The organism is Actinomadura logoneensis (assembly GCF_003428695.1).
Taxonomy (GTDB): Bacteria; Actinomycetota; Actinomycetes; order Streptosporangiales; family Streptosporangiaceae; genus Spirillospora; species Spirillospora logoneensis.
Window position 1 is genome coordinate 1 of record NZ_QURH01000194.1, and the last position, 11,900, is coordinate 11,900.

Below are 11,900 nucleotides of genomic sequence, written 5' to 3' on the forward strand. Positions count from 1 at the left end.
CGCGCGACCGTGGCGCGCCCGCCGGGCCGAGGCGGCGCTGCGCGGCGCGCCCGCCACCGAGGACGAGTTCGCCCGCGCCGCCGACGCCGAGCTCTCCAGGGCCGAGCCGCTGCGCGACAACCGGTACAAGGTCGCGCTCGCCCGCAACCTGGTCGTCCGCACCCTGGGAGAGCTGTCGTGAGCCGCCTCGAAGCGCGGGACAAGGTCACCGGCGCCGCCCGCTACGCCTACGAGTACCAGGTCGAGGACGTCGCGTACGCCGCTGCCGTGCTCGCCACGATCGCCTGCGGCGAGGTCGAGAGGGTCCACGCCGACGAGGTGCTCGCCATGCCGGGCGTCCTGGCCGTCCTGTCCTGCGAGAACGCGCCGAGCCTCCGGAACGACCCGGACGACGGCGAGCTGAACGTCTTCCAGAGCCGCCGCGTCTCCTACCGCGGGCAGCTCGTCGCCGCGGTGGTCGCCGAGACGTCCGAGACGGCGCAGGAGGCCGCCCGCCTCCTGCGTGTCTCCTACCGCGACGCGCGCGACCCCGATCTCGAGCTGAGACCGCCGAGCGAGACCTACGACCACGAGCCCTACGGCGAGCCGGTCGAGATCGGCGACCCGGACGACGCGTTCGCCAACGCCCCCGTCCTGGTGGACGCGACCTACCGCACCCCGGCCGAGCACAACAACCCGATGGAGCCGCACACCACGCTCGCGCACTGGGACCGCGACGACCACCTGACCGTCTACGACTCCAACCAGGGCCCGACCAAGGTCCGCTCCACCCTCGCCTCGCTCCTCGGCCTGGACGAACGGCAGGTGCGCGTGGTCTCGCCGCACGTCGGGGGCGGGTTCGGCTCGAAGGGGACGCCGCGTCCGAACGTCGTCCTCGCCGCGATGGCCGCCCGCGCCGTCGGACGGCCCGTCCGGCTCGCGGTGAACCGGCGGCAGATGTTCGCGATCACCGGCTACCGCACGCCGACCGCCCAGCGGGTGCGGCTCGGCGCGGACACCGACGGGCGGCTCACCGTCCTCGCGCACGAGTCGAACGAGCAGGCGTCCACCGTCCGCGGCTTCACCGAGGAGTGCGTCAACCCGTCCAAGGTCATGTACCGGGCGCCGAACCGCCGCCTGGCCGGACGCCTCCTCACGCTCGACGTGCCCAGCCCGTCCTGGATGCGCGGCCCCGGCGAGACCCCGGGCATGTTCGCCCTCGAATGCGCCATGGACGAGCTCGCCAAGGCCCTCGGCCTCGACCCGATCGAACTCCGCGTCCGCAACGAGCCCGAGAACGACCCCACCAGCGGGGACCCGTTCAGCTCCCGCAATTTGGTCGCCTGCCTGCGCGAGGGCGCGCGCCGCTTCGGCTGGGCCCCCGACAGGAAGGGCCTCGGCGTGGCAGCCGCCACCTACCCCGCGTCCCGCGGAGGCAGCCGGGCCACGGCACGCCGCGTCGCAGACGGGCGCTACACCGTCCGCATCGCCGCCATCGACATCGGGACGGGCGCGCGCACCGCCCTCACCCGGATCGCCGCCGACGCCCTGGGCGTCGAGCCGTCCGCCGTGACCGTCGAGATCGGCGACAGCGACCTGCCCGCAGCGTCGCTCGCCGGAGGCTCGACCGGCACGGCGAGCTGGGGGACGGCCGTCGTGCGCGCGTGCGAGAAGCTGACGGCCGACCCCGCGGCGGACGAGGCGTCCGTCGACACCGCCGCCGAGGTCGGCGAGCAGTCCGGCTACTCCTGCCACGCCTTCGGCGCGCACTTCGCGGAGGTGGACGTCGACTTCGACACGGGCGAGGTCCGCGTCCCGCGCCTGCTCGGCGTCTACGCCGTCGGACGCGTCGTCGATCCCGTCCTCGCCCGGTCGCAGTTCGTCGGCGGGATGACGATGGGCCTCGGCATGGCCCTCACCGAGCACACCGTCCTGGACGCCGACGGCGGCTTCCTCAACATCGACCTCGCCCAGTACCACGTCCCGACCTGCGCGGACGTCCCGTCCGTCGAGGCCGTCTGGCTGGACGAGCACGACCCGCACGTCAACCCCATGGGCACCAAGGGCCTCGGCGAGATCGGCACGGTCGGCACGGCCGCCGCCATCGTGAACGCCGTGCACAGCGCGACCGGCGTCCGCTTCCGGGAGCTCCCGCTGACCCCGCAGACCGTCCTGCCACGCCTCATCGCCGCCCGCACGTGACCCCGCCCGCGCCCGCGGGCTAGGCGGTCGGCGTGGTCAGGGCCGCAGGACGGCCCGGACGGCTTCCTCGATCGTCGGCCAGATGCCCAGGTGGTGGGTGATCCGCCCGTCGCGCAGGACGCGCAGCAGGTCCTCGAGCCGGCAGCAGAACGCGATGCGGCAGCCCACGGCGTCCGCGTGCCGGGCCGCCTGGAGCAGCGACCGCAGGCAGCCGGTGTCGCAGAACGCCACGCCGTCCAGGCTCACCACGAGCGGCAGGTCGCTCTCGGTGAGCTGGCAGAACAGCTCCGCCTCCAGCGCCGGCATGCTGGCCGCGTCGAGATCGCCGTAGAGGGCGACGACGCGGTGGTCCGGATTGCGGACCACGATCGCCTGGTAGTCGTCCATCGGCATCGCCCCTGTTCACCGAGACGGCGGCGGTCGCCTCCCGGCGACGCGGGAGTGCTCTCCAGTGAACCAGGAACTCCGCCGCCGGCGCGGGCGCTCGGTGAAGAAAACGCGAAAGCCCCGGACGCATCGGCGTTCCGGGGCTTTCGAAGCGGGTGCGCCGTCAGGGACTTGAACCCCGAACCCGCGGATTAAGAGTCCGCTGCTCTGCCAATTGAGCTAACGGCGCGTGTCGTTTCTGGTCGGCTCTGCGGCCTCCCTGGCGACGAGAAAAAGATTAGCAGGGCCCCGCGCCCTGCGCGAATCGGTTATCCCGCCCCACCTTCCCCGCCTCCGGCGCCCGCTCGGAAGCCCTTCCGCCCCCACGCCCCCGGCGTTCACAGGCGGACGAGAGCACTTTCACTCCCCACGATCTCCGGCCCCTTGCCGGCGGCCGGGAGTGCCCGGCGCGGCCTCCGCGAAAGGATGATCAACCCCGCGGGGGAGTCGACGGGTCGCTGCTCGGCAGGACGCTGACGATGCCCCGCCAGAAGGCGATCGCGGTGGCCCGGGAGCTGACCCCGAGCTTGGCGTAGATGCGGTTCACGTGGTTCTTGACGGTCTTCTCGCTGAGGAACAGCTGCCGGGCGATCTCCCCGTTGGACCGTCCGCTGGCGATCAGGTCCATCACCTCGGCCTCGCGGGCGGACAGGCCCATGCTGACCCGGCTCGCGTCCCGGACGCCGCGCAGCACGTCCCGCGCGGTGAACGAGCCGGGGACCAGGTGCCCGCAGGCCCCGCCGCGCACGGCCGAGTCGACCGTCGCGGGGTCGTCCGGCCCGGCGAGCACGAAGACCCGCGCGGCGCGGGCGAGTTCGGCGGTGCGCCCGGCCCGCGCGGCGGACGCGTCCAGCACGACGATGTCGGGGCGCAGCCGGCCGGCCAGCTCGACCGCCGCGGCGGCCTGCTCGGCCTCCGCGACCACGTTCAGCTCGTCGCTCGCCGACAGCAGGCGGGCGACGTCCGCTCGGGCGGACGCGTCACCGCCCACCACCAGTACGCGAAGGGGGGCCGTCTCGTCCACGCTCATCCCGTCTCCGGTGGCCGCGTCTCACGGATGGGCAGAGGAAGGAGCATAACCCGGCGATCATCCCCGCACCACGGGCCCGCATGGACGCTCCACTTCCGTTCCTCATCGTCCGACAGCCTTGGAACAAGGGAAAAGGAAGCTCTCGATCACTCTCACCGCCGCTCCGCTCGCTGCAAGCCCTTACTTGCGGCGTCCGAACCGCCTCGTAACAACCTTCACCGCACCCCGTCAGGACGTTGGGAGCCACTCCCCCCACGCGGTCACTCCCGTCCGTCCGGGCCGAGGCGGACGGGCAGCGACCCCAGGTGCCAGACGCCCGGCAGCCGGGCCCGGTCGACCTGGTCGCGCGGGACCGCCAGGGCCACCTCGGGGAAGCGTTCGAGCAGGGTGGTGAACGCGACCTCGGCCTCCTGCCGGGCGAGCGCCGCGCCCACGCAGTAGTGCAGGCCGTGGCCGAACCCCACGTGGGCCTCGCGCCGCCCGTCCGGCTGGCGGGTGATGTCGAAGCGGTGCGGATCCTCGAACCGGCGTGGGTCGAAGTTCGCCGAGACGAGGCTGGCCATGACCGGCGACCCCTTCCGCAGGATCCGGCCGCCGATCACCAGGTCCTCGGTGGCGAAGCGGAACCGGGTCGACTGCACCGGCCCGCACCAGCGCATCAGCTCGTGCACGGCCCCCGGCATCAGCCCCTCGGGGTCGGCGCGCAGCCGGGCGAGCTGGTCGGGGTGGTCCAGCAGCGCCAGCAGCCCGTTCCCGATCAGGTTCGCGGTCGTCTGGTGCCCGGCCAGCACCAGCGACAGCACCATCGTGACCAGCTCGAACTCGCTGAGCACCGAGCCGTCCTCGTCGTGCACCCGGATCAGCGCGGTGAGCAGGTCGTCGGCGGGGTCGGCGCGGCGGCGCCCCACCAGCTCCGCCGTGTAGTCGACGATGCCCGCGACCGCGCCGGCGATGCCCTCCGGCTCCTCCTGCCGCAGCAGCGCCCCGCCCCACGTCCGCCAGAGCCCGCGGTCCTCCTCGGGGATGCCGACCAGCTCGCAGATGACCGTGATCGGCAGCGGGTAGGCGAAGTGCTCCACCAGGTCGACCACCCCGTCCCGGACGGGCAGCCGGTCGAGGAGGTCGCCGGTGAGCGCCCGCACCCGGGGCCGCAGCTGCTGGACGCGGCGCGGCGTGAACGCCCGCGCGACCAGCCGCCGCAGCCGCAGATGGTCCTCCCCGTCGGCGTCCAGGACGGTGCTGAGCAGGTACGGCGCGTACCTGTCGGGGATGCCCATGCTCCGGACGGTTGTTGCCCGGACGTCCTTCAGCCCGAGCCCCGGCACGTTCGCCGCGCTGTTGACGAACCGCCGGTCGCCCAGCACCGCCCGGACGTCCTCGTACCGTGTGACGAGCCAGAGCGGCGAGCCCCGCCCGCCGAAGGCGACCTGCACCATCGGTGACAGCTCGCGCAGCCGGGAGTACCCCCGGAAGGGGTCGCGCAGCAGGTCGGAGTCCATCAGGTCCACGGTCACGGGCTCGGTCACGGCGTCGGTCACGGCGTCCTCTCCGGCGTCCCGCGCCCGGGCGGTCCGAGGGGCCGGCCGGACGCCTGGCGAACATGCGTCGTGTCCATCTGTAACCGCCCGGCCCCGGTGCCACCCTGACCCCCACCGCCCCACAACTGCCCCCGCCGGGCCACCCTCCCGTCCCCCTCACCGCCATGTCGTCGGCCGTCCCCCGGGCGGGGGTGGACCCAGCACCACCCGAAGACGGAAAGCAGCGCCATCGGCCCGGGCGCCCGTCCGCCGGTCTAATCGACCGCATGAAGAGAACCCGGACGAGAACCCCACTGACCCTGACCGCGGCCGTCCTGGCCGCCGCCGTCGCGGGAGGCGCGGCGACGGCCGGCGCCGCGTCCGCCTCGACGCCCGATCCGCTGCCGCGCCTGGACCCGGCGATGGTCCGGGCCTCCATCGGCGGCCTGCCCGACGCGTCCGTGACGGGCGCCCTGGTGAAGGTCACCGGATCGGCCGGGCGGTGGAGCGGGACGTCCGGCCTCGGCGACATCCATGCCCGCACACCCGTCCCCCTGGACGGACGGTTCCGCGTCGGCAGCATCTCGAAGGTCTTCACCGCCGTCGTCGTCCTGCAACTGGCGGCCGAGCACAGACTCGACCTCGACCAGTCGGTCCAGCACTACATGCCGGGCTTGCTGCCCGCGGGGTACCCGAGGGTCACCGTCCGGCAGTTGCTCGACCACACCAGCGGCCTGCCCACGGGCGGCCACCTCGGCGAAGCGCAGGGCGACCCGAAGCGCTGGTTCGTGGACCACCGCTTCGACAGCTGGACGCCGCGGCAGATCGTCACCGACGCCATGACCACGCCCATGGACTTCGCGCCCGGCACGAGCCAGCGCTACAACGGCCTCAACTACTACGTCGCCGGCATGCTCATCGAGAAGGTCACCGGACGCACCTACGCACACGAAGTGCGGAACCGTATCCTCCAGCCTCTGAACCTGCGCGCCACCTACGTCCTCGACCGGCACGACCCGCGCCTGCCCGGCCCGCACTCGCACGGGTATGTCGCCGTGACCGAGAAGGGCGGAACCGTCCTGCACGACGTTTCCGAGCAAAGTCCCTATCCGTGGGCTGAAGGCGGCATGATCTCCAGCGCCGACGACCTGACCCGCTTCATCCGGGCCATCTTCCAGGGGCGCGTCGTCCCGCGCTCCATGCTCCCCACGATGTTCGCCGTCCCGGATGTGAAGTACGCCGACGACAGTCACTGCAACCTCGGCTCCGACACCGGGCACGCCTGCTTCAGCGCGGGCCTGATGCGCGTGACCCTCCCCAACGGCGTGACGGTCTGGGGCAAGACGGGCTCGCGTCCCGGCTACACCAGCGGGATGTTCGCCACCCGCGACCTGCGCCGGGTCGCCGTCTACTCCCTGAACCCCACGGGCGGCAAGGACGGCTCCGAAGCCCCCTACGTCAACCGGATCGCCGCCGCCGTCTACGACCCGGACCTCCTCCCACACCCCTGACACGCGGCAGGGGCCGGGTCTCGGGTCCGGCCCCTGCGGGCACAGCCGTCAGCGGTCGGGGACCGGCGTGACGGCGGAGTCGGAGAAGGCCAGGCAGTCGAGGTGGTAGGCGCCGCCCTGGTCGCGGTGGACCCCGTGGATGTCGGCCGCGAAGGCGGGAAACTCCTGGTCGATGGCCTGTAGGGCGCGGAGGTAGGTGAGGGCGGGACCGTCCGCGCGCCCGATGTTCTCGCCGGGCAGGAGCATGGGGATGCCGGGCGGCGTGACCACGACCAGGGACGCGGCGACGCGGTCGTGGGCCCGGTCGAGCGGGACCTGCTCGACGTCGTCGTGGATGAGCATGGTGTGGGCGGCGCGGGGAGTGACCTCGGGCGTCGGAAGGTCGGTGAAGACCTGGTCGAGCAGGCGGCCCAGGCCGTGGGCCTGCAGGGCGGCGTGCATCGCGGCGCACAGGTCGGGCAGGGGCCCGGTGAGGCCGAGGTCGGGGATGAGCTCCTCGACGGGCGCGGCGGCGTCGTGGGCGTCCTTGAAGTCGACCAGGGCGTCGATCAGGGTGCCCCACTTGCCCTTGGTGGTGCCCAGCGAGAACAGGACCAGCAGGGTGTAGTCGCCGGTCTTCTCCACGACGATGCCGCGTTGCTCGAGGTAGGCCGCGACGATCCGGGCCGGAATCCCCAGCTCCTGGACGGCGCCGTCGGCGGTCACCCCGGGACAGGTGATGGTGACCTTGATCGGGTCGAGCATGCAGTAGCCGCTCCGCAGGTCGGTGAACCCGTGCCATGCGGCACCCGGCTCCAGGCTCCAGGCGGCCGGGTCGGAGACCAGGTCCTCGACGGGCCGGGTGGCGACATGGTCCGGCTGCCAGACCCCGAAGAACCAGCCGGGCCGGTCCCTGTCCTCGCGGATCTGCTCGGCGACGGAGACCACGGTCTGCCTGAACCGGACCGCCTCGGTGATGGCCTCGGTGAGCAGGAAGGTGCCCGACGCGCCGTCCATCATCGCGGCGGCGACGTCCAGCGAGGCGATCACCGGGTAAGAGGGGGAGGTCGTCCCATGCATCAGGTAGGTCTCGTTGAACCGCGCCGGGTTCACCGGAGCGCGCGGCGCGGGCCGGACGTGCACCATCGCCGCCTGCGACAGCGCTGCCAGCAGCTTGTGCGTCGACTGGGTCGCGAAGACCGTCGGCCGCAGTTCGTCGTCCATCACCTCGGGCGTCACCGCCATGCCGAAGCGGCGCGCGTACAGCGGATGGAACGCGCCGTGGGCGAACCACGCCTCGTCGAAGTGGATCCGCGGCACGTGGGGCGCCAGCAGCCCGGCGACCTCGACCGCGTCGTAGCACAGCCCGTCGTAGGTGGAGTTGGTGACGACCGCCGACACCGCCGGTCCTCCGTCACCGGCCCGGGCCAGGGCCGAGGGCGGGATCGGGCCGGCCAGCCCCAGCCCGTTGCGCTGCGGCACCAGGTAGCGGGGCACCGCGCCCGACAGGGTCAGCGCATGCATGATCGACTTGTGGCAGTTGCGGTCGACCAGCACGCTCTCCCCATCGGCCGCGGTCGCGTGGCCGACGATCCGGTTGGAGGCGGAGTTGCCGTTCATCACGAACAGGGTCTGCTCGGCGCCGAACACCCGCGCGGCGTTGCGTTCGGCCGCGCCGATCCGTCCGGTGTGGTCCAGCGGCGAACCGAGCTCCCCGACCGAGATCGACAGGTCGGTGCGGAACAGCGCCTCCCCGTAGAAGTCCCACAGCGCCCGCCCCGCCGGCGACTTCAGGAACGCCACCCCGCCCGCGTGCCCCGGCGTGTGCCAGGAGAACTCGTGGCCGGCGTCGAAGTGCCGCAGCGCCCGGAAGAACGGCGGCAGCACCGCCTCCCGGTAGTCGGCCACCGCCCTGGCGATCCGTCCGGCGATGAACGCGGGAGTGTCCTCCAGGGGCCAGACGCACCCCTGGATCAGCTTGTAGGCCCACAGCGGCAGCCCGCTCACGTCCGAGCCCGTCACCAGCAGGAACACCGGCAGGCGGACGAACCGCTCCCCGACGGCCCGCAACACCTCGCCGGTCCCCGCCGGACCGTCCATCGCGGTGTCGGTGGTGTCCCACCCCACCAGCGCCGCACCGAGCGCCGCGTCCGACCGCACCACGCTCAGCGCCTCCCGGACGCTCCCCGCGCGTAACACCTCCAGGCCGGACGCCCCCAGCGCCCCGGCCAGCTTCTCGACACCCCCACCACCCTGAGCAGGCCCGGACAGCAGCAGAACCCGCACCCCACCCGCACCCATCGACGGCAGCATCACCGAGCTCCCTTCGCCACAGGCAACCAACCAGCCAAAATCACCCTCCCCACCCATTTGACCGCGGAACGTAACAAGAAGCGGCCTTATCCCACCCTTAACGGCACGCCCTCCTACCTCCCCCGCCCGAAACACCCACCCGCCTCACGTCGCCACGTTCACCACCGCACCGACCCCCACACTTCCAAGGGGCTAAGCAGCCTGTGTGGCGCGCGGACGCTGGGCGAAAGCGGGCAGATCGATAGGCTCTCCGCACTTACGGTGTGATCAGGTGCGGAAGGGCGGCCCTCCGTAGTGGATCTGGGCATCATCGGGCAGGCGGCCGGACTGTTCGCCGTCACCAATATCGACGACATCCTTATCCTGGCCTTGTTCTTCGCCCAAGGTGCCGGGCACCGGGGAGCCACCCGGAACATCGCGATCGGCCAATACCTGGGTTTCGCGGCCATCCTCGCCGTCGCCGTGGCCGCTGCGTTCGGCGCCACGTTCCTGCCCGAGCAGGCCATCCCCTACCTGGGGGTGCTGCCGCTCGCGCTGGGCATCAAGGCCGCGGTGCGGGCGTGGCGGCACCGCCACGACACCGAACAGGAGCGGCAGGCCACCGAGGGCGGTCCCAAGCCGTTGGAGGTGGCGGCGGTCACCTTCGCCAACGGCGGCGACAACATCGGCGTCTACGTCCCGGTCTTCGCCACCGCGGGCACCGGCGGCATGAACGTCTATGTCGTGGTGTTCCTGATCCTGGTCGCGGTCTGGGTCGCGGCCGGCCGGTACTTCGCCACCCGCCCCGCCATCGCCAAGGCGCTGAGCCGCTGGGGACACATCCTGCTGCCCGTCGTCCTGATCGGCATCGGCGTGCTCATCCTCATCGAGGGCGGCGCTTTCGGCCTCTAAGGACCTGCCTCGCGCGTGCGCGGGTTCACGAGAGCGAGGGTGCGCTAGGAGCGGGGGCCCTGCTGGGCTACTGCTGTGCTAAACGGAGAAGCCCGGTTCCGTGATCGGAACCGGGCTCTCACCTGGGGTGAGTGAGGGGACTTGAACCCCCGACATCTTGGACCACAACCAAGTGCTCTGCCAGCTGAGCTACACCCACCAGGGCCGGGGCTTGCCCGGCGAGAATCAGTGTAGCGGTTCGCGGGGGGTGGTCGCGCACTCTCTTGCGGGAGGCGGGATCAGGACTGGGAGAGGACCTCGGCGGCCAGGGCGCGCGCGGTGTCGGAGTCCGGGCCGGGCTGGGGGACGAAGACGGCGGCGCGGTAGTAGCGGAGCTCGACGATCGACTCGGTGATGTCGGCGAGCGCGCGGTGGCCGCCCTTCTTCTCCGGGCTGGCGAAGTAGGCGCGCGGGTACCAGCGCCGGGACAGCTCCTTGATCGAGGAGACGTCCACCATGCGGTAGTGGAGGTGCCCGTCCAGGGCGGGCATGTCCCGGGCGAGGAAGGAGCGGTCGGTGGCGATGGAGTTGCCGCAGAGCGGGGCCTTCTTCGGCTCCCGGACGTGCTTGCGGACGTAGTCCAGCACGGTCTGCTCGGCCTCGGCGAGGGTGACGCCGCCGGCCAGGACGTCCAGCAGGCCCGAGGAGGTGTGCATGTCGCGCACGACCTTGCTCATCTGGGTGAGGGACTCCTGCGGGGGCTTGATCACCACGTCCACGCCCTCGTCGAGGATGTTGAGCTCGCTGTCGGTGACCAGGGCGGCTATCTCGATCAGCGCGTCGTGGCGCAGGTCGAGGCCGGTCATCTCACAGTCCACCCAAACGAGCCGCTCATTCATGGCTTCACCATACGGCCCCTTGGCCTGCGGTGGGTCATCCGGTAGGGAACGTGGCCAGGATGTGCCCGGGCACCGGAAGGCCCGGCCGCAGCGCCGGATCGGGGACCGGGACGCCGTAGGTCTGGTGGACGGGGACCAGGCCCGCCCAGACGTCCAGCGCGTAGTCCTCCGGCTCGTCCACGACCTGGCCGCCGCGCATCTTCACCGACGCCTCGTCCAGGGAGAGGGCGAGGACGGCGGTGGACGCCAGCTCCTTGCGGTTCGGGGCGCGGATGACGTCCCACCGCCCCGGGGTGATGTGCTCCACCACCGCGCGCAGCCCGTGCAGCTTCTCGGCGTCGTCGGTCACCCGGCGCGGGACCCCGTAGATCATCGCGCTGCGGTAGTTCATCGAGTGGTTGTTCGCCGAGCGGGCGAGGACCAGGGCGTCCAGGTGGGTGACCGTGACGCAGATCTCTCCCGTCGGGGCCGCCAGCAGGCTGGACGCCCCGGACGACCCGTGCAGGTAGAGGGTGTCGCCGTCGCGTCCGTAGGCGGTCGGCAGGACGCGCGGCGCGCCGTCCACCACGACGCCGAGGTGGCAGACGCGGCCCTCGTCCAGGACGGCGTGCAGCTCGGCGCGGTCGGTCCGGCCCCGGTCGCGCTTGCGGCCGAGGGAGGTGCGGGCGGTGGCGGACAGCGGCGGCGGGTGTCCAGTGCTCATGGAGACCTACGCTAGGAGGCCGGTGGACCACGGCAAAGGGCCACTTCGAGGGGATTGCGGGAGACCACTTTGGCGACGTTCGACCTGCCGCTCACCGTGGACCGGGAGCGGCCGGAACCGCTCGGCGTGCAGCTCGCGGACCAGCTGCGGGCCGCGCTGCGGGACGGCCGGCTCGTGGCGGGGGAGCGGCTGCCGTCCGGGCGGGCGCTCGCGGCGGCGCTCGGCGTCAGCCGGACGGTGGTCACCGAGGCGTACGGGCAGCTGTACGCGGAGGGCTGGCTGGAGGGGCGGCACGGCTCCGGGACGTACGTGACCGAGGTCGTCGCGGCGCCGCGTCCGGTGTGGGAGGGCCCCGGGCCGCACGAGCCCGTCGCGCCGGACGGCATGGTCGATCTGCGGCCCGGCGCGCCCTGGGTCGCGGGGCTGGACGGTCCGGCCTGGCGGCGCGCGTGGCGGATGGCGGCCTCGGCC

The 11,900-nt window shown here is 72.5% G+C and carries 10 protein-coding genes, 2 tRNA genes and 1 pseudogene; 5 read left to right on the forward strand and 8 right to left on the reverse strand.

Annotated elements, in window-relative coordinates; all coding sequences use genetic code 11:
- Positions 1 to 181: pseudogene (locus tag DZF91_RS10390) on the forward strand (FAD binding domain-containing protein); the annotation flags it as partial.
- Positions 178 to 2,181: a xanthine dehydrogenase family protein molybdopterin-binding subunit gene (locus tag DZF91_RS10395; RefSeq protein WP_117357268.1), complete on the forward strand. Its 2,004-nt coding sequence runs from the start codon at positions 178 to 180 to the stop codon at positions 2,179 to 2,181. The pseudogene DZF91_RS10390 and the gene DZF91_RS10395, both read left to right, overlap by 4 nt.
- A 36-nt stretch (positions 2,182 to 2,217) precedes the next feature.
- On the opposite strand, the gene DZF91_RS10400 is transcribed toward DZF91_RS10395, so the two are convergent.
- From DZF91_RS10400 to DZF91_RS10415, 4 genes are all read right to left on the reverse strand, one after another.
- Positions 2,218 to 2,568: an STAS domain-containing protein gene (locus tag DZF91_RS10400; protein WP_158587901.1), complete on the reverse strand. Its 351-nt coding sequence runs from the start codon at positions 2,566 to 2,568 to the stop codon at positions 2,218 to 2,220.
- Between the two features lie 156 nt (positions 2,569 to 2,724).
- Positions 2,725 to 2,797: transfer RNA gene (locus DZF91_RS10405), tRNA-Lys, on the reverse strand.
- Between the two features lie 240 nt (positions 2,798 to 3,037).
- Positions 3,038 to 3,637, reverse strand: coding sequence for a response regulator transcription factor (locus DZF91_RS10410; RefSeq protein WP_117357270.1), 600 nt, complete (start codon positions 3,635 to 3,637; stop codon positions 3,038 to 3,040).
- Between the two features lie 260 nt (positions 3,638 to 3,897).
- Positions 3,898 to 5,175 (reverse strand): cytochrome P450 family protein, encoded by a 1,278-nt coding sequence (locus tag DZF91_RS10415; RefSeq protein ID WP_235834198.1) that lies wholly within the window; start codon positions 5,173 to 5,175, stop codon positions 3,898 to 3,900.
- A gap of 266 nt (positions 5,176 to 5,441) precedes the next feature.
- On the opposite strand from DZF91_RS10415, the gene DZF91_RS10420 reads away from it, so the two are divergent.
- Positions 5,442 to 6,665, forward strand: a complete 1,224-nt coding sequence (locus tag DZF91_RS10420) for a serine hydrolase domain-containing protein (RefSeq protein WP_117357271.1) — start codon at positions 5,442 to 5,444, stop codon at positions 6,663 to 6,665.
- Between the two features lie 48 nt (positions 6,666 to 6,713).
- Here the strand turns inward: DZF91_RS10420 and DZF91_RS10425 are convergent, their stop codons facing one another.
- Complete coding sequence (locus DZF91_RS10425; RefSeq protein WP_199486535.1) at positions 6,714 to 8,957, reverse strand: Orn/Lys/Arg family decarboxylase; 2,244 nt, start codon at positions 8,955 to 8,957, stop codon at positions 6,714 to 6,716.
- A 294-nt stretch (positions 8,958 to 9,251) separates the two neighbouring features.
- On the opposite strand from DZF91_RS10425, the gene DZF91_RS10430 reads away from it, so the two are divergent.
- On the forward strand, positions 9,252 to 9,848 hold the full coding sequence (locus DZF91_RS10430; protein ID WP_117357272.1) for a cadmium resistance transporter: 597 nt from the start codon (positions 9,252 to 9,254) through the stop codon (positions 9,846 to 9,848).
- 123 nt (positions 9,849 to 9,971) lie between these two features.
- On the opposite strand, the gene DZF91_RS10435 is transcribed toward DZF91_RS10430, so the two are convergent.
- From DZF91_RS10435 to DZF91_RS10445, 3 genes are all read right to left on the reverse strand, one after another.
- Positions 9,972 to 10,047 (reverse strand) — tRNA-His (locus DZF91_RS10435).
- A gap of 79 nt (positions 10,048 to 10,126) precedes the next feature.
- Positions 10,127 to 10,726 (reverse strand): oligoribonuclease, encoded by a 600-nt coding sequence (gene orn / locus DZF91_RS10440; protein WP_117357273.1) that lies wholly within the window; start codon positions 10,724 to 10,726, stop codon positions 10,127 to 10,129.
- 34 nt (positions 10,727 to 10,760) lie between these two features.
- Entirely contained in the window at positions 10,761 to 11,429 is a 669-nt protein-coding gene (locus DZF91_RS10445) for a pyridoxamine 5'-phosphate oxidase family protein (protein ID WP_117357274.1), read from the reverse strand.
- Positions 11,430 to 11,498: 69 nt separating this feature from the next.
- On the opposite strand from DZF91_RS10445, the gene DZF91_RS10450 reads away from it, so the two are divergent.
- Positions 11,499 to 11,900, forward strand: a 402-nt coding sequence (locus tag DZF91_RS10450; RefSeq protein ID WP_147341092.1) for a GntR family transcriptional regulator, incomplete at its 3' end; no start/stop codon positions are given.

Excerpts from the sequence above, each read along its gene's own strand:
- DZF91_RS10425 (WP_199486535.1), bottom strand. The coding sequence starts at position 8,957 with ATGCTGCCGTCGATGGGTGCGGGTGGGGTGCGGGTTCTGCTGCTGTCC.
- DZF91_RS10420 (WP_117357271.1), top strand. The coding sequence starts at position 5,442 with ATGAAGAGAACCCGGACGAGAACCCCACTGACCCTGACCGCGGCCGTC.
- orn (WP_117357273.1), bottom strand. The coding sequence starts at position 10,726 with ATGAATGAGCGGCTCGTTTGGGTGGACTGTGAGATGACCGGCCTCGAC.
- DZF91_RS10410 (WP_117357270.1), bottom strand. The coding sequence starts at position 3,637 with ATGAGCGTGGACGAGACGGCCCCCCTTCGCGTACTGGTGGTGGGCGGT.
- DZF91_RS10400 (WP_158587901.1), bottom strand. The coding sequence starts at position 2,568 with ATGGACGACTACCAGGCGATCGTGGTCCGCAATCCGGACCACCGCGTC.
- DZF91_RS10445 (WP_117357274.1), bottom strand. The coding sequence starts at position 11,429 with ATGAGCACTGGACACCCGCCGCCGCTGTCCGCCACCGCCCGCACCTCC.